We start from the raw sequence: 17,855 nt of genomic DNA, 5'->3' as shown, positions 1-17,855 counted from the left end.
TCAGCGCCTCGCCAACAGGCCTTGCGGCCGGACTGCCAGGACCAGCACCATGATCAGGAAGGTCACGACGATGGCGTAGGTCGGGATGTAGACCGAACCGAGCTGTTCGGCGAGGCCGATGATCAGCGCGCCGAGCGCGGCACCGGGGATCGAGCCCATGCCGCCGACGATGACGACGACGAGCGAGGCAAGCAGGAAGCGGATGTCTTCGCCGGGCGAGAGTGACTGGAAGGTGCCCCCGACGACGCCGGCGATGCCGGCAAGCCCGGCGCCGAGCGCAAAGACCAGCACGAAGACGAGCTGGATCCGCACTCCGGTCGCGGCCAGGATGTCGCGATCGTCGACACCGGCGCGGATGATCATGCCGATGCGTGTGCGGTTGAGCGCCAGCCACATCGCCAGGCCGATCACGACGGACGCGGCGAAGATCACCAGCCGGACCAGGGGATAGCGGAGATAGACCGGTTCGCCCGAGGATTTCACCGCAGTTACCAGCGGCAGCTCGATCGGGCCGATCAGCCAGTTCGGTGTCTGGATCTGATAGAAGTCGCCGCCGCAAGCCCACAGCATGAGATCGGCGAAAACGATCGAGAGACCGATCGTCACCATGGTCTGCCGCAAGTCCTGGCCCTCCATGCGGCGGAAGACGATGAGCTGAAGCAGGACGCCGACCAGCGCCGTCAGGATGAAGGCGACGATGAAGCTGAGGAGCCAGGAGCCGGTCGAGGCGCTGATGGCGTAGCCGACATAGCCGCCGAACAAATACAGCGAGCCGTGCGCGAGGTTGACGTTGCGCATCAGGCCGAAGATCAGGGTGAAACCGCTGGCGACAAGGAAGTAGAGGCCGCCGAGCGTGATGCCGTTGAACACGGCGTTCAGGAAGACCCGCTTGCGGCCGATCGCCTCTTCAAGTCCGGGCGGCCACACCGCCAAGGTCAGCCACAGTGCGAGCGCGATCGCGACGATCACGATCAGGGCCCAGGCCGGATGACGTTCGACGAAGCGCGTCATGTCAACTGCCTCATCCCCGCCTCGCGCCCCCGCAAACGGGAAGAGGGCGCGATCAGGCCGCTTCGACCTCGCCCTGCCTCATGTTTTGAACGTTGGTCGAACAGCCTTGCGTAGGCTGCGTACCTCGCCATGGACGTGCGTCCTCCCGGACTTGCGATCCTCTTTTCGGGATCGCGTTCCGACCATCTTAGCGAGGGCACAAGGGGAGCGTTTGATCGTCAGTATCTTTTCGCGCGCGGTCAGGCCCGCAAAACCTTGGCGGCGCGGCGGTAATCGGTCGGCGCCATCCCGACATTGGCGGTGAAGAAGCGTGTGAAGCCGCTTTGCGAGGAGAAGCCGAGGTCGAAGCCGATGTCGGCGATCGGTGCTTCGCCGGCGACAAGGGCTTCCAGCGCCTGTTCCATGATCAGGGTGTTGAGGTAGAGATGCGGCGTGACGCCGGTCTGGGTGCGGAACAGCCGGTAGAAATGCGGTCGCGACAAGCCGGATTCGCGCGCGATCGTGTCGAGCTCCATTTCGGCGCCCGGACTTTCAGACATCAGCTTGATGCATTTGCGCACGCGGAAGTCGGTGACGGCGCCGGCCGTGCGCGCGTCGCGCGCGATCTCGGCCTGCTGCCAGCTTTCGTCGTAGCAGATGTCGATCAGTCGCCGCAGCTCGGCATCGAGGCTGGAGAGGGACGGTGCGCCGCACACAAGCGCGGCGGTTCGTCTGATGTGCTTGTCGAGTGCGACCGTGCGCTTGAACTGGGTGCGGCCGAAACGCAGGCGGTCGGCGCCGGGCGCGTCGGGCGCGAACCACTCCGGATTGACGTAGAGCACGAAGAAGATCGCGCCACCGTCGAGATCGGACGGCAGGAAATTGTGAGGCTCCCAGGGATTGACCGCAACGATGGAGCTTTCCGTAAGGTCGTAGTGCCCGTTACAGACGTCGATGCATGCGGACTGGCCGCCAACATGGAAGATCAGATGACCTTCGCGATGTGCGTGCACGTTGAAGGGGCGGTTCAACTGATAGACCGTCGCCCGACCGAACCGGCCGTGAAAGACGGCAAGCGCCCGGCTCATGCCTTCCCTCCTGAATGTTCTTGTCTTTTCAGTCAGCGTTCAACAACCGGGGCGAGATTGCAAGAGCGCAAGATATCGCGCCTGCAAATCGCTCCCGGTTGCCGGAGAGCATGCGAAACGAGGACCGGTGAATGCGTCAGTACTTCTTACATTCCGGGACCGTGCGGCTCGGCAGTCCGATCTTGGCGAACACCGCCGGATCGTAACCGAGCGTCTGGTTCACGTTCGGGATCACCTTCACGACCTTGCTGAACAGCGCGCCCTTGCCGTCATCGACGACCTCGGTGACGAAGTTGGTGCCGATCGCCTGGCGGTTGGCGTCAAGCTTGATCTTGCCGTTCGGTGCGTCGATCTCGATCTTGGCCAGCGCCTCCTTGTATTTGGCCTGGTTGTTGGAAAGATCGCCATTGACCTCGCGCAGCGCGAGGATCAGCGCCATAGTCGAGCCGTAGTAGTTGGTCGCAAGAAGCGACGGGCTCGGGAAGCGCTTGTTGGGCGGAAACGCGTCCTGATACGCCTTCACGAACTTCTGCCAGCCCGGATCCTCCCAAGTGTCGGCTTGGCCGCTCGCCGCGATGGTGCCGACCAGCGCATTCTTGGCGTTGCCTTTCGAGGACAGGATGGTCTGGTCGATCATGATGGAGCCACCCATCAGATGCGCCTTGCCGCCCGCCTGCTGGTACTGGTTCAGGAAGTTGACGGCATCCGCACCACCGAGGCCGAGATAGATGGCATCGACATCATCGGGCAGCGCGGCGATGACGGAAGCAAAATCCTTGGTGCCGAGCGGCACCCATTGCCGGTTGGTGACCTGGCCGCCGGCGCCGCAGAATTCGAGCACAAGGCCGAACACCTGCGTATAGATGAAGGAATAGTCTTCGCCGACGGTCGCGATCTTGCGATACTTCTTGTCCTCATAGGCGTATTTGCCGAGGCCGACCTGCCACTGCGCGCCGTCCATGTTGTAGCGGAAGAAGTTCGGGGCGGGATCGACATAGGTGGTTTCTTGCGCGCCGGATGCCGCATTGATGAAGGTCAACTCGGGATGGGTCTTGGCGAAGTTCTTGACCGCAATGCCCTCGTCACCGGAGAGCGGCGACAGCAGGATCTGCACCTTGTCCTGCTCGATCAGCTTGCGTACAGCGCGCACCGCGGAATCCGGCGTCGCGTCGGTCGAAGCAACGATGAATTCAAGCTCTTTGTCGCCGACCTTCTTGCCAAGCACATTGAGCGCCGTCTGGTGGCCGCGCATGCCGTCCTCGCCTAGCACCGTGTAGGTGCCTTCCAGCGTTGCCGTGACGCCGACCTTGATCTTTTCCTGGGCGATTGCCGCGCCTGAAAGGAAAAGGGTGCTTAGCGCGATCAGTCCCACACTGCATTTCAACATTTCATTCCTCCCTCTATGGCCAAATTTTTCGCTGAATTGGCGCGGCGCCGTGGCTCCCGAAAGGCGCCCGGCTGTTGAACGAAGGCTAACCGAAGTCGGATGCAGTGCACGTATGGGCGCATCGTGCGGCTTGACGGGCAGTCTCATTTTGAATGTTGCGGCGCAATTGGCTTCGCGGTGCAATAGGCGGCCGGCTTGCCCAATTTGCAGTGCGGTGCGTGAGCGGCACGATCCCCTCCGGTTGATCCGTGCACGGAGCCTGATCCAGCACAGGCCTGGTCCGGTTCAAAATCCCCAAGGGAAGGTAGGGTGGAAACAGCCCCCCGACGGCTGGATCCAGCTTGAATTTGCCGACAGGGTGCCACGGATCGCGGCCGGCCGGGCCTCGATCCCGGCGCCGCTATTCAACCTAGGGTGAATTTGCCCCGGATTTCCATTACCATCTGGTGGAAATGAATCACCATACGGCCTCTCACGATCCCGTACTTGTGGCGCTGTCGATCCTGATCGCCGCGCTCGCCTCCTACACAGCGCTCGACCTCGCGACCCGGATGCGTGCCGCGTCCGGGCGGGCTCGTCCGGCTTGGCTTGCAGCCGCGGCCACCGCCATGGGGGGCGGCATTTGGTCCATGCATTTCGTCGGCATGCTGGCTTTCAGGCTGCCGGGGGTCGAGATCTCCTACGATCCATTCCTCACCTTTCTATCGCTTGTCGTCCCCATTGTTGTCGCGGCCGCGGCCTTTGCCGTGGTCGGAAGACGCCCGCAGGCGCTCCTGGTGTCCGGCCTGGCGATGGGGCTTGGCATATCCGGCATGCACTATACGGGCATGGGCGCGATGAGAATGGCGGCATCCGTCGCGTACGATCCTCGGTGGGTCGTGCTCTCGGTCGTGATCGCGATGTGCGCTTCGGTCGTGGCGCTCTGGCTTGCCTTTCGCAAGACGAATGCGACGCAGCGACTGTTCGCAGGACTTGTCATGGGTCTCGCGATCTCCGGCATGCATTACGCGGCTATGGAAGGTGCCTCGTTCGAGCCTGCGAACACCATGGCGGGACACGCTGGACATTTCGTGGGTCGGGCGCCGCTGGCATTTCTGCTCGCCGGCGCCACCATCCTGATCCTGAGCATTGGGATTGCCGCTGCCGTCTATGATCGGGCCTCGGCGGAGCGCGCCGAACGCGAGGCCAGCGCGCTGAGGCGAAGTGAAGAACGCTTTCGGCTCCTGGTGGAGGGCATCGCCGATCACGCCATGTTCATGATCGAGCCGAATGGGTCCGTCGGAAACTGGAATCTCGGGGCGCGCCGGCTGATGGGTTACGGCGACGACATCGTAGGGACCAGCTACGCGATCCTTCATACCGACGAAGACCGCGCTTCCGGGGCGCCAGCATGTGCTCTCCTGGAGGCGGAGCGGTACGGCAAGTCAGCAGTGGAAGCCTGGCGCGTGCGCCGGGATGGCAGCCGCTTCTGGGCAGAGGCAACCCTGGTCGCGGTACGGAACGAAAGCGGCTTGATCACTGGGTTTGCCAAGATCGTGCGCGACATCAGCGAGAGGAGGCGGGCACAGGAAGCGCTGGATCGGGCACGCGAAGCGCTGACGCTGTCGCAGAAAATGGAGACCATCGGTCAACTTACCGGCGGCGTCGCCCACGATTTTAACAACCTGCTCGCCGCCGTTCTGGGTAGCCTCGAGCTTCTGAAAAAACGCCTGCAAACAGACGATCCGAAGATACAGCGTCTCGTGGACAACGCGATGCAAGGCGCGCAGCGGGGCGCACTGCTAACCCAGCGCTTGCTCGCCTTCGCTCGCAAACAGGATCTCAAGCCGGCTGTCGTCGATATCGCCGCACTGGTGCGGGGCATGGCGTCACTGCTGAAATTCGAGGCAGGCGTCCGTATCGACACACTCTTTCCGCTGGACCTGCCAAACGTAAAGATTGACGCCAACCAGCTCGAACTGGCCGTCCTCAATCTCGCCGTAAACGCGCGTGATGCGATGCCGGCCGGTGGCCTGATAACCATCTCCGCCAGAGACGAGCAACACGAAGCTGGCGCTCCCCGCTACGTGGCGCTCTCGGTGAGCGACACGGGCTGCGGCATGGACGAGGAAACGCTGAAGCACGCTCAGGAGCCGTTCTTTACGACGAAGGGTATCGGCAAAGGCACCGGGCTCGGACTATCGATGGTTCACGGTCTCGCCGAGCAGTCCGGCGGCAGGCTCGTCCTGAAGAGCCGCCTTGGGGTGGGCACGACGGCCGAGATCTGGCTGCCGGTAGCAGAGGAGAAGGCCGCGTTGCCAGCGCCGCGCGCGGAGTCCCCGGCACCCATGCTTCGCGCCGACCGCCGGCTTTCTGTGCTTCTGGTCGACGACGATCCTCTCGTGCTGGAGAATACGGCGGCAATGCTGGAGGATCTCGGGCATGCGGTGGTCGAGGCACGCTCGGGCGAAGAGGCACTGGATCTACTCCGCCGCACGCAGGCCATCGAACTCGTCGTCACCGACTATGCGATGCCGGTCATGACCGGCCTGCAGCTTGCTGAAGCCGTGGTCGTGGAGCGTCCCGGTACGGTCATCCTCCTGAGCACCGGGTATGCGGAGCTTCCCATCGACGCGCGTTCCAATCTGCGCCGCCTGTCGAAGCCGTTCGATCAGGCTGCCCTTGAGAAGGCTATCGAGGGAGCGATGCGAGAGCGGGAGAGCGCGAGATCTGTCGTCGCCTGACGGTGTCGGGCTGACGGCCGCCGATCGGCGCCGCCAGCACATTTGCCTCCAGCTCCCTGGCGAACCAATATGATCGCGTGGAGCCACCAGGTCGTGTTTCGACCGGAGAGAATAACGGCGCCTCAGCGACGAGAGATTGCCGCTGTCCCAGTGAAAGAATGCCGGTGCTTGGCAACCGTGTTGCCGATTCGATAAAGGGCTAAATTCAAGTCAGCGTCGCGCGCGGATTCACAACCGTGTACCCCCTCAAAGAACGCGCATGTATTCTCGTTGCGCGTCCACCTGAGTTGCCGTCGTACGCCATCCAAACGTCGCCCCCGATGTGCTGCTCGAGGACGAAAACGTGCCCGCGTCTTGCCGCGACCATTCCTGGTGCTGGCGACGTACGCGGAAATCTCAGCCAGTTTGCCGCGAGATTCAATTCCGGAACGATGCGACCAAACAGGCGCAGGGCTGCGGCACAACCGCAGAATGAGGAGGGGCAGCCCGCGGGGCGGCCGCCAACGATCCGAGTGCTGACGGGACTATCAGACGCCGCAATATTTGTATTGGCGACGACGGAGAGTTGTTTGGTTCGGTGTATCTGCAATGAGTCTCGCACCTCTCTTCGCTGGTTCGGGATTTGCGCGTAGTTCGAGAAGTCGCATGGCATGGTGACGTTGCATTCAGAGGCGTGCTGCATGCGATAGGGTCGTGCATCGGAATTGAGCGAGGTGATCACAACGAGGCAGCACGCAGAAATAACTTGCTTGAACATCGCAGGCTCCGGGATTGATGGATCCTGCCCCGAGCAACGAGCAACTAACAAAGATTGGCTGAAATGGGTCAAAAGAGCGGCCCAATGCTGGATCAGGGGCCGGCTATACTTCTGGAGTAACTCAAAACGCGTCGTTGAAGAGCGCCTTCTGCCGCAAGTGGGGCCGTGAACGCTGCGCCCGCTTCACGTGTCGATCATGGCCACGTAGTCCACGTGAAGAGTAATTGGTCCCTTCGATCCGTCCAGAATGACGCGGAGGCTCTTCGGATAGTATCCGGCCCCAACCACGGTCCCGGTCTTTCCAGATAAGCGAGGACCGGCTGCCGGCTTTACCTGAATTCGTGAACCCGGCGGAAACTTGACGTTCGTTTGGGCCGACCCTGACATGACGTCCTCGGCAGCAAATGAGCTGATTCTACTCGAAAAATCGCCAGCGCGCGGCACAGCGAACGGGTGGGACAAATTCGCTTCGCGTGCGCTATCAAAAAGAGCTCTCCAGCCACGGTGCTAAAGAGCGGCAAGGCAACCCAGCAGAGCGGCAAGGCAACCCAGCGCCTAATACTTCCGCGATTCGCAATTGCCCCCGCAAACGAGCTCGCCTTTGGTGCTAAAATACCGGCTCACAGGAGCGCTGATCCGCATGGATTTTCTCTCTATTTGCGCCACGCCCTTTACTGAACAACGGAAACGCTTCGATGAGAACATCCGTCATCGGAGGTAATCCACGGACATCAATCCGGTTTGCTGCCCGCTACCGGCATTGAACAATTTCGTCGGCGTTGTGCCAGATTCAGCATTGATCTTCTCGGCCTCGATTGGCCGCATATCGTTGAATCGTCTTTCAAAACAAGTTTTCCCGCAGATCCGGCGATCAGCGTTGGCGCGTTGTTGTGCAAACTTTCAGCACAATAATCCCTTGGTTACGCCCAATGGAACGGAGATTCCTGCCTCAAACGTAAACATACGTTCACCTCGGTGGGACGCACGATCGGTTGTCGGGCGCTCGGACCTACAGGTCACTGGGGGCTTTCAACACTGACAGGGGAATATCATTGGCAACATTACACTACGCTGCGGGCGGGGGTCTGGACTCGCAAGGTAATTTCGCACCAGCTGAAGCTGGCTTTAATCTCGCAGATGTCCAGTATGTCGACCAGGTGAATGCACTGCCCAGCGGCGTGCAGGGTCTGGTCTGGCTCGATCAGTACCACGGCGTGACTCAGGAATTTATCGACCAGGTGACGCCGTTCCTCAACAATCCGAAAGTGTTCGGCTTCTACCTTGTGGATGAGCCCGATCTGACCGGTCAGTGGGGACCGCAAGCCAACCCCGCGGATCTGAAAGCTGAATCCGACTGGATTCATCAGCACGATCCCGGGGCCAAGACGTTCACCGTCCTGATGAACACGGGATCATCGGACGATCCGAACTACATGAACAGCTACAACCAGGCGAACACCCACATCGACTACTTCGGTCTCGATTGGTATCCGGTGTGGACGGACCGTCCGAACGTCGACCTCAGCACGATCGACAAGTACGTCTCTGCCGCTGAGCAAGCCGGAATCCCGCTCGACTCCATCGTTCCGGTGTATCAGGCGTTCGGGGGCGGCGGCTGGTCCACCGAAACCGGCAGCCAGGTCGCTGTGCCGACTGCCGCGCAAGCGCAGGCAATGATCGATCATTGGGCGGACCTCGTTCCCAATCCGGCCTTTGACTATGCTTACGCGTGGGGATCGCAGAATGGCGACACTGCGCTCGAGAATTTGCCGGCACTGCAGCAGGTGTTCCTTGCGCACAATACGAGCCATGGCACGGGGGGCGCGACCGCTCCGCCTGTTACCGATCCCGTTACCGATCCGGTGACCGACACGCCGCCGCCGGTGGACGCTGGCGGTAGCACCGGCACGGACGGCAGCACGCCGCCGGTTGACAACGCTGGCGGTAGCACCGGCACGGGCGGCAACACGCCGCCGGTTGCGGACGGTGGCGGTAGCACCGGCACGGACGGCTCCACGCCGCCGGTTGCCGATGCTGGCGGTAGCACCGGAGGCACCCCTCCCGTGTCGGGCTCGGACGGAACGACGGATCCGTCAACCGGCGGTTCGACGGATACTGGCGGCTGGGGTGGTCATCACCACGGCGGCGGCTGGTCGGGCGGTTCGTCCTGGCAGGCCGGCAACGGCGGTGGCGGGCACAACCACAACGGTGGTGGGCTCGATTTCTCGCAGTGGCTCAATAATGCCAGCACGTCGTCCGCATCCGGAGATCATTCCTGGTGGCGGGGTCACACTGCGACGTCGAACACGACTGCGGATGCCGATTCTGGGCAGACGGATACGCCGGACACAGGCTCGTTCGTAGCGCATCTGGCTGATTGGATGTCTCACCACAACAACGATCATCACGGGTGGCACTCGTAAGCTCGTAGGTCGTCTACATCGACAAGGACATGCGCGCGGTGCGCTGCGCGCATGTCCACTCTGGGGAGTTCCTCGCGACCATCGGGGCGGTCGAGAGGCGGGGTACCATTCCGCGCACGGCGGAATGTTGAAATGCGGGCGTCTTGACGCTCGATCGCATGCAATTTTTCAACCGTTTACCGCCGCCCGGCCAAGGGCGGCCCGGATATGCACATGCACGCTTCGGCAAAACAGTCTGCGCTCGCGGATGTCTTCCGTCGGATACGTCCCGGCCTGCTCGCGGCGGGTGGACTATCCATCTTCATCAATCTGCTGGTGTTCGTGTCGCCGATCTACACCATGCAGATCTACGATCGGGTGCTCACGAGCCGAAACGGGATGACGCTGCTACTGCTCTCGCTCATCGCGCTCGTGCTCTTCATCAGCTACGCGACGCTCGAGCATTTTCGCAGCCGGGTTCTCGTGCAGACCGGATTGCGCTTCGACCGGTTCGTCTCGGGCGAGACGTTCGAAACCGCGCTCGGGCAGGCGCTGAGCACGAGCAGCTCGCATCATGTTCAGCTGCTGCGCGATGTCGACACCTTGCGCGAGGTGCTGTCGGGGGGCGTCATCACGTCGCTGATGGATGTGCCGTGGACGCCGATCTTCCTCGCGATGTGTTTCCTGCTCCATCCGCTGATCGGCCTGGTCGCCCTGATCGGCGCGATCATCATCCTGACGCTCGCCTTCCTTAACGAGCGGGTTACGAAGGCGCCGCTGAATGCGGCCGCATCGAAGAACCTTCACGCACTGGACCGGTTGACGTCCTCGCTGCGCAACGCAGAAGCGATCCGCGCGCTTGGAATGGGACCCGCGGTCCGCGCCGCCTGGGCGGTAACTCATGGTCAGGCGTTGCTGGAAAGCGCTACGGCCGGAGAGCGGGGCGGGACCTTGCTCGCCATCTCCAAATTCCTGCGCATGGCGATTCAGGTCGCCATCATGGGAGTGGGCGCGTATCTCGCGATCCAGCAGGAGATTTCCGGGGGCGTTCTGTTCGCGGCTTCGCTGATCATGGGACGCGCGCTCGCGCCCGTCGAGGCTGCGGTGTCGCAATGGAAGGCGCTGGTTGCCGCGCGCACATCATATGCCCGGCTGGATCGCGCGCTTGCGAACCGCGCGACTGAGCGACAGCCGACACGGCTGCCGGCCCTGGTCGGCGAAATCTCCGTCGAGGCGGCGACGGTGCTCGTCCCCGGATCGCAACTGCCGGCCATCGCCGACGTCTCGTTCCGGCTGGCCCCTGGCGAAGTCGTCGCCGTGGTCGGCCAGTCCGGCTCCGGAAAATCGTCGTTGGCGCGGGCCCTGGTCGGCGCCTGGCCGCTGGTGCACGGCTGCGTGCGCATCGACGGCAACGACGTCAGGCATTTCGATCCCAATTTCCTTGGACAGAACCTCGGCTACCTTCCGCAGGACGTCGAACTGTTCGCCGGTACCGTGCGTGACAACATTGCACGTTTCCGCGACGACGCCTCCGACGAGGCGGTCGTCGAGGCAGCGCAGCTGGCGTCGGCGCACATGATGATCCAGCGTCTTCCCAAGGGCTATGACACCGTCATCGGGGATAATGGCGCAGGTCTTTCGGGCGGTCAGCGGCAGCGCATCGGGCTCGCGCGCGCACTGTTCGGCAAGCCGGTGCTGGTGGTGCTCGACGAGCCGAACGCAAATCTCGATGGCGACGGCGATCGCGCGCTCGCCGATGCGATCCAGCGGCTGAGGCAGAGCAAGGTGACCATCGTGATCATCAATCACCGCCCGAACCTGCTCGCTGCGGTCGACAAGATCGTGTTCATGCACGAGGGACGGCTTGGGCAAATCGGCACGCGCGAGGAAATGCTGCCTGCACTGCTCGGCAAGACGGTTGCGCCGATGCGGCGCGACGTGCGCGAGCCCGCCGAACATCATCGCGCCGATCGTCATCACCATGCTGACGGCAACCATCGAACCGATGGCGCTCACCGTCCGGCACAGCTTTCAAATCAAGTGCGTCAGGCGCACGCGACGAGGCAATAATGGATAATCTATTGCGGCGGGGACCGGACGCTCTTCACGACGAACTGGCGGAGCTTTTGAAGCAGTTCAACAAAGCAGATAAAGTGGCGCAGGAGCCGCTACCTCCGAGCAAACTCCTTGCGAAGACGGAGACCATGACAAGGTCGCTGGTCGATCTTGCCAAGCTGGTAGATCTTGCCAAGCTGGTCGATCTTGCCAAGGCGAAACTGCCGACCTTGTGGCCCCGGGGGGCAATGGGCAACGATGAGGATCCATCGGGCGATTGGCAGACACCCGCGCGGCGAGGCTTCCTGGTCGTCTTCCTGACCTTCGGCGTATTTGGCGGCTGGACCGCCCTCGCATCGATCGACGGTGCCGTGGTGGCCCCCGGCTCCGTCGTTGTCGAGAGCGACCGTAAGGTGGTGCAGCATCTCGAGGGTGGCATCGTCCAGAACCTGTTGGTCACAGGCGATTCTCATGTCGCGGAAGGTCAGGTCCTGTTGCGGCTCGATCCGACCCAGGAGCGGGCCAAGGAAGAGATCGCACGCTCGGCGGTGTACTCGGCGGTTGCCGAGGAGGCGCGCCTGCAGGCGGAATCCGAAGGCAAGGACAGCATCACGTTTCCGACCGAGCTGCTCCAGAAGACGTCCGATCCGAACGCGATACGCGCAATGGGTGATCAGAAGCGGCGCTTCGATGAACGTCGCGCTGCACGAAAGATCGAGATCTCGATCCTCGAGGAACGTATCGCGCAGGCACAGCGGCAGATCCAGGGGAATACCGCGCAGAACAAGGGCGCGCGCGCGCAGTTCGACAGTGTCAGTCAGGAATACACCAAGCTCAAGCCGCTCGTTGATCAGGGCATCGTACCGTTCGCGCGCGTCGCCACGCTGGAGCGCTCCAGAGCCGATCTCGAGGGCAAGATCGGCGCATATGAAGCGGATATCGCTCGCTATGGCCGCATCATCGACGAGTCGCGGCTCCAGATCGATCAGGTCGGGCAGAAGGTGCTGGAGGAAGCGACCGGGAAGCTCACCGACACGCGCGCCCAGCTTGCTGATGCGCGTGAGAAGCTGCGCGTCGCGGTCGATGTTCTGGCGCGGATGGAAGTACGTGCACCGCGATCGGGGCGGATCGTGAACCTCAAGCTTCACACGATCGGTGCCGTGATCAAGGCGGGCGACGTGCTGATGGAGATCGTTCCGGACAACGACGTTCTCGTGGTGGCCGCAAGGGTGTCGGCACTTGATATCAACCACGTCCAGCTCGGCCTTCCGACCGAGGTGCGGCTTCCCTCGTTCAAGGCGCGCTCCACCCCGATCGCTGTCGGCGAGGTTCTTTCGATTTCGGCCGACGCCACGCGCGACGATGTCACCCATCAGCCCTATTACGAGGTGAAAGTCTCGGTCCAGGTGACGCAATTCCCCGACAAAGTCCGCGAGAAGCTCAAGCCGGGCATGATGGCCGACGTCCTGATCGCAACCGGAGAACGCACAATTCTTGCTTATCTGACCCAGCCGATCACGGACGCGATCCGGCGCGGGATGCGGGAGAGCTGATTGGCTGACCGGCCCGTGCAAGGGCCGCTGGGTTCAGGGTGCTACGCTGCAATGCCAACGATCATTGTGGAGGAAGTGCTCGAACCCGGCTATCCCTTCGCGTACGCCATGACGACGCGACCGGCGCCCGCGTCGTCCAAGACCACGCTGACATTCTCGTAAGCGTCGTTGCGTTCGAGCAGGGTTGCCACCTGTCGATCCTGGTCGCGGCCCACCTCGAACAACAGCAGTCCTCCCGGCCGCAAGTAGCGAGGTGCGTCTTTTGTAACGCGCATATGGATGCTCAGTCCGTAGGGCCCGGCGGCGAATGCCTCGCGCGGCTCGTTCATGAGTAGAGAGGCGCGATCGCCTTTGAGCCGGGATTCCGAGATATAGGGTGGGTTGCAGACGATCATATCGATGGTTTGCTCGAGTTGCAGGCCTGCGAGAGCTTCGAACAGATCGCCCTGGAGCACGGTGATGCGGGTCTCGGCGCCCTGGCTCGCGGCATTGCGTCGCGCGAGCTCGACACATCCGTCAGTCAGATCGCTCGCCCAGACGCGAGCGTCGGGAATATTGAGCGCGATCGCGCATGCAAGATTGCCGGCGCCGCAGCACATGTCGACGATCCGCGGCGAGGGGAGGTGTGCTCGGCGCAGTGCTTCAACCGCGGTCCTGCCAAGCAACTCCGTCTCCGGCCTGGGCACCAGCGCGCCGGGAGCAACCTGCAGTTCGATTCCCATGAACTGCGTACGTCCTCGCTCGTAAGCCTCGGCTACATTGATCGTCTCGCTCATCGCATTCACACCTCACGCGTGACGTCTTCCCTGTCAGCCGTTCAGCCCGACTTGCGGCTATTCAGCTGGGCGGCCAGGTGCAGACCTTTGCAAACCGCCGGCGAACGGCGTCCAGACCTGTCAGTTCAAATGTTTCCTCGTAGGGCGCAGCCGTTCCAGCATACACTTTGGTCAGAAGCCGGCCCACCCCTGGCATGGAGTTGATGAAGCGAGCGGCGTCACCCGGAAAGGCGAGACTTCGACCGCCATCAGTAACCCTCCAGCGCTGATCGACGGGCGGTTGATCATTGATCTGGAATACGACCCTCATGTCGGTGCCCGGAGTTGTGGTCCAGGAACTCGCCGCGGAGAGCAACACCTCGGTCCGATTGGCGCGACAATGAATGGCGAGCGACGAGGGCCCATCCTTCGCGCCGGCTCGTGCGGTGGTCCGGGCGGCGATCTGCGGCTTGTGGTCCACCGGTGATGTCGTTTCGCTCAAGATCCAGTTCGGACTTGGCGGCGGAGCTTGGAAGGACTGCTCAGGTGCTTCCCCAATCTGCTCGTCGACGCATGTCATGTGCTCCATTCCCTGAAACTGCGAACATGCCCTCGAACGATCTGGCGTGTCGCCGGCTTGCGCGCAGCTTAGATGACCGATACCCGCGAGCAAGGAGGCCGCAAGGGTACCGGCTCGCTTCATCGCGATAATCCGACTGTCGCGCTGGGCGAGCGATCGAGCCATTCCTGCGCCGGACCAAACCGGGCAAGAGTGGGGACGCTGGCGCGGAGATTCACGTCCTTCCATTTTGTATCGAAGCCAGCGGATTGCAGCCGGTCGAGCCGTCCGAACAGGTGGTCAACAAAGCGCACCATGCGCCGATAGCGATCGGTCTGCGGCTGCCAGTTGTAGGCGGCAAGAATCGTCGGGACGGCAATGGTCGCGATCCGCTTGCCCGCCGGCACGAGGTTTGGATAGTCCTTTGAATCGAGGGACGACGGAAGATAATAGTCTTCAAATCTGGGGTCGTATTCGATCGGCAGGAACTTGAAGCCATCATCCCAGCGTCCTTTCAAGAAGGCGTCGACCGGCTTTGATGTGATGAAGACGACCGCTGCGATTTCGCCGCTCTTCATCTGCTGCAATGCGACCTGGTGGGGAATGAACATCTTTTCGACGTTCAGTCCCAGCCGGCTGAAGATCAGCGGACCAGAATATGCGGCTGCCGTACCCTGGGTGTTGAAATTGACCTTCTTTCCCTTGAGGTCGTCGAGCGACTTGATCTCGGGACGCACGAAGACGTGCAGCTCCGCCGGAAAGAGGTTGAGAACATAGACGATGCGCTTTTCGATCGACGGAACCTGCGCCTTGTACTCGTCAAGGGCATCCATGTTGATGATCGCGGCATCAACGCCCTTGAGATAGAGCAGCGAATTGACGTTCTCGGTCGCACCGGTCGTCACGATCGGAATGACGTGAAGCTTGTCCTCCTCGTTGGCGACGCGTGCGATCTCTGCGGCGAGCCGAAGCGGTGCGCCCTCGATAAGTCCTCCGGCGAGTCCCACCGTCCATGCATTGATACGTTCCTTTGCGGCCGTATCGGCATTCCGCGGCGCGGTCGGCGCCGGCGGGTCGCGCGGCGAGCGAGATTGGGCATTGGCAGCAAGCTGCAGGCCGACCAGTGCCAATGCGACCGTGAACGCGAGCTTACTCAATGACATGGGGCCTCTCCATTCTCTGGTCTGGCTTCCGGGGCTCGCTCCAGCAGCTATTTGAGCCCCTTGATCCGTCCTTCTGCATCTCGAATGCCGCCGGCCTGGGCTCGTTCATACAGCTCGCGCGCCTTAGCGGAATCGCCGGCGACGCCGCGAGCGTCCCAAGATTGCAGTACGTGAGGATCGTAAGTTTCGGCCAGCATAAAGGCTGCCTGCGCGCTGCCATGTCCAAGCACGTATTCCAGCAAGCCGCGGGCACCGTTGATGTCGGACTGCCGCAACAATGCGCTGGCGCGCGCGAGCAGTCGCTCCTCGTTCGCAAGCGGGCGCGGTACTCCGCTCGCGGCGACCTGTCGCTCCACCGAAGCCTTGGCCTTCGAGTCGGCGCCGGGCAGGGCGGTCCCCTTTGTGATCTGCGCGCTCGGTGGCATCGGCGCGGAGGCTGACGGTGCGGGCGGAGGCGAAGCAGCGGGCTGGAGGCTGCTCTGGCTCGGTGCGCGGCCGGCGGGCTCACGCGAGGGCGCCGCTACAACCGTGGAAGCATTCCATGCGGCCAGATGATCCCGGACGGATGCGGACGTTGGGAGCGTTGCCGCGCCGCTGCCCGGTTGCTCCTTTTCGCGCTTGGGTGCGGCCTTTGCGGCGGCCTCGGCAGCTCGTGCAGTCTCCGACGTTTCAGCCCGCGCCAGGTCGCGTTGATCCTTCAGCGACGCCGCCTCGCGCGCGAGAGCGTCCGCGCGACCGCGCTGCTGTTCGACCTCGCGTTTCAGTGCCAGTTTTTGCTCGGCGTCTGCAGCTCGGGCCGCAGCCAACTCGGAGCTCGCGGTTTGCGCTGTACGGAGTTCAGCCTGAAGGGGCTGCAGCTGGCGGTCCGCGCTTTCAGCTCGGTCGCGCTGCTTCTCGACCTCTCGTTTCAGTGCCAGTTTTTGCTCGGCGTCTGCAGCTCGGGCCGCAGCCAACTCAGAGCTCGCGGTTTTCGCTGCGCGGAGTTCAGCCTGAAGGGGCTGCAGCTGGCGGTCCGCGTTCTCAGCTCTGTCCCGCTGCTTCTCGACCTCTCGTTTCAGTGCCAGTTTTTGCTCGGCGTCTGCAGCTCGGGCCGCACCCAACTCAGAGCTCGCGGTTTGCGCTGCACGGAGTTCAGCCTGAAGGGACTGCAGCTGACGGTCCGCGCTCTCAGCTCTGCCCCGCTGCTTCTCGAGCTCGCGCGTCAGCGTCAACTGTTGATCGACATCTGCAGCGCCGACCTTCGCGGTCTCGGAGGCCGCGATCCGAAGGGGGCCGAGTTCGCTGATCAGGGCTTCTGTCTTGTCCTGCTCCTGCTTTAGTTCGCGCTCGAGAGCCTGCCTTTGTGCGGCCTCCGCCGCGGCAGACTTCGTGGCTTCGGATGCTGCGTTGCGCGAGGCCTCAAGCTCCGAGCGAAGCGAGGCAAGCTGGAGGGCAAAGCGTTTGGCCCCATTCCGTCGGTCGACCGGACGCTCCTGCTTCGGTTCGGGTTCGGGCGCCTGCATAGCCTTTGAAGCCGCAACCCTTGCGACATCGAGCTCCGCCTTCAGGAAGGAGATCTCACGTGACAGATGATCGGTCTTTTCCCGCTCCTGTTCGAGCGCCTGCGTTTGCTGAATACCAATCTCCATGGCGCGGACAGTGTGCGTCTGGGTCTGCCGCGCCGCGTCGAGCTCCACTCGAGCCGCAGCCAATTCGCGCGCAAGCTTGTTCGCTCGTTGCCGCTCCTGATCCAGCAACAGGTTCTGGTTGAGCCGCTCCGTCTCGGAAGCTGCTTGAGCCGCATTTGACACCGGGGGCGGCGTAGACGTCATGTCCTGCGCAGGGGCATCGGCAGCCGCGCGGGGCTGCTCGGTCGCGGTCCTCGCTCCGCGCGGTCCGGTCGCGGCGGGCCTGCTTCCAGCGGGCTGTGTCGCGGCGGGGCGCGCCTCGTCCGCGCGTTGGACGAGCTTCAGCCTTTGTTTATTCCCGTCGATCTGCTCTGGTCCGTGCGTACATCTGCACAGATCGAGCATCGCCGGTGTGATGTAGGAGGCACCCCGGTCGCCGTCGTCCTGGGATTTGGCATCGGCAGTTCCAGTCAGAACCGGCAGAAAGCAGGTGATCAGAACCACCATGAGCCGGCCGGCTCTGTCGCATGCGCGCGCGCCGTCAGCGATGTCGAACAATCCGAGTTCGCGGAACGCAAATTGCCGGTGCCTGGGCCGGCGCGTAGCTTTGCTCAGCGCGACGGCTGTTCCTTTCGACAAGTCGAATCCGTGTACCCCCATTGCGACGCCCAACTGCTTGGTAGGGACCATGATGCTTGGTAGCTTGGTAGGGATCATGATGCTTGGTAGCGATCATGGCATGTCGTTTATGACGGCGCTTTCATCGACGCGATGTCGATGTCGCAGTTGCGGTAGCCAAAACGGAGTAGTGCGCCG

12 protein-coding genes are annotated in these 17,855 nt (G+C 62.6%); 4 read left to right on the top strand and 8 right to left on the bottom strand.

What is annotated here, in order from left to right; genetic code table 11:
* The 3 genes from AB7290_RS29115 to AB7290_RS29105 form a co-directional block, all read right to left on the bottom strand.
* Complete coding sequence (locus tag AB7290_RS29115) at window positions 1-1,011, bottom strand: branched-chain amino acid ABC transporter permease (protein WP_071915371.1); 1,011 nt, start codon at window positions 1,009-1,011, stop codon at window positions 1-3.
* 239 nt (window positions 1,012-1,250) lie between these two features.
* Window positions 1,251-2,078 carry a helix-turn-helix domain-containing protein gene (locus tag AB7290_RS29110; RefSeq protein ID WP_071915370.1) on the bottom strand — a complete coding sequence of 276 codons (828 nt, stop codon included), beginning with the start codon at window positions 2,076-2,078 and terminating at the stop codon, window positions 1,251-1,253.
* A 136-nt stretch (window positions 2,079-2,214) separates the two neighbouring features.
* A complete protein-coding gene (locus tag AB7290_RS29105; protein WP_071915369.1) occupies window positions 2,215-3,465 on the bottom strand; it encodes an ABC transporter substrate-binding protein in 1,251 nt (416 codons plus the stop codon).
* Between the two features lie 452 nt (window positions 3,466-3,917).
* Between AB7290_RS29105 and AB7290_RS29100 the strand changes: the two genes are divergently transcribed.
* Window positions 3,918-6,188, top strand: a complete 2,271-nt coding sequence (locus AB7290_RS29100; RefSeq protein ID WP_354075435.1) for an MHYT domain-containing protein — start codon at window positions 3,918-3,920, stop codon at window positions 6,186-6,188.
* A 205-nt stretch (window positions 6,189-6,393) separates the two neighbouring features.
* Here AB7290_RS29100 and AB7290_RS29095 read toward each other — a convergent pair whose 3' ends face one another.
* Window positions 6,394-6,945 carry a hypothetical protein gene (locus AB7290_RS29095; protein ID WP_063984337.1) on the bottom strand — a complete coding sequence of 184 codons (552 nt, stop codon included), beginning with the start codon at window positions 6,943-6,945 and terminating at the stop codon, window positions 6,394-6,396.
* 1,052 nt (window positions 6,946-7,997) lie between these two features.
* Between AB7290_RS29095 and AB7290_RS29090 the strand changes: the two genes are divergently transcribed.
* From AB7290_RS29090 to AB7290_RS29080, 3 genes are all read left to right on the top strand, one after another.
* Window positions 7,998-9,368 carry a calcium-binding protein gene (locus AB7290_RS29090; protein ID WP_201266170.1) on the top strand — a complete coding sequence of 457 codons (1,371 nt, stop codon included), beginning with the start codon at window positions 7,998-8,000 and terminating at the stop codon, window positions 9,366-9,368.
* A gap of 207 nt (window positions 9,369-9,575) precedes the next feature.
* The gene (locus AB7290_RS29085; RefSeq protein ID WP_063984335.1) at window positions 9,576-11,417 is read left to right on the top strand and encodes a type I secretion system permease/ATPase; all 1,842 of its coding nucleotides are present in this window, start codon (window positions 9,576-9,578) and stop codon (window positions 11,415-11,417) included.
* Window positions 11,418-11,551: 134 nt separating this feature from the next.
* Window positions 11,552-12,955 (top strand): HlyD family type I secretion periplasmic adaptor subunit, encoded by a 1,404-nt coding sequence (locus tag AB7290_RS29080; RefSeq protein WP_231144505.1) that lies wholly within the window; start codon window positions 11,552-11,554, stop codon window positions 12,953-12,955.
* An 89-nt stretch (window positions 12,956-13,044) separates the two neighbouring features.
* Here AB7290_RS29080 and AB7290_RS29075 read toward each other — a convergent pair whose 3' ends face one another.
* The 4 genes from AB7290_RS29075 to AB7290_RS29060 form a co-directional block, all read right to left on the bottom strand.
* Entirely contained in the window at window positions 13,045-13,731 is a 687-nt protein-coding gene (locus AB7290_RS29075; protein WP_354074997.1) for a N5-glutamine methyltransferase family protein, read from the bottom strand.
* A 61-nt stretch (window positions 13,732-13,792) separates the two neighbouring features.
* Window positions 13,793-14,290, bottom strand: a complete 498-nt coding sequence (locus tag AB7290_RS29070; RefSeq protein ID WP_144030701.1) for a hypothetical protein — start codon at window positions 14,288-14,290, stop codon at window positions 13,793-13,795.
* Window positions 14,291-14,409: 119 nt separating this feature from the next.
* Window positions 14,410-15,432, bottom strand: a complete 1,023-nt coding sequence (locus AB7290_RS29065) for a TAXI family TRAP transporter solute-binding subunit (protein ID WP_085400993.1) — start codon at window positions 15,430-15,432, stop codon at window positions 14,410-14,412.
* A 47-nt stretch (window positions 15,433-15,479) separates the two neighbouring features.
* Window positions 15,480-17,597, bottom strand: a complete 2,118-nt coding sequence (locus AB7290_RS29060) for a hypothetical protein (protein ID WP_144030702.1) — start codon at window positions 17,595-17,597, stop codon at window positions 15,480-15,482.
* Window positions 17,598-17,855 lie beyond the last annotated feature (258 nt).

The sequence above is a fragment of the Bradyrhizobium sp. 613_E4_N2_2 genome, assembly GCF_052075995.1.
Classification (GTDB): Bacteria; Pseudomonadota; Alphaproteobacteria; order Rhizobiales; family Xanthobacteraceae; genus Bradyrhizobium; species Bradyrhizobium barranii.
The sequence above is the reverse complement of the archived record's forward strand: the minus strand, read 5'-3'. Positions and strand labels throughout refer to the sequence as shown.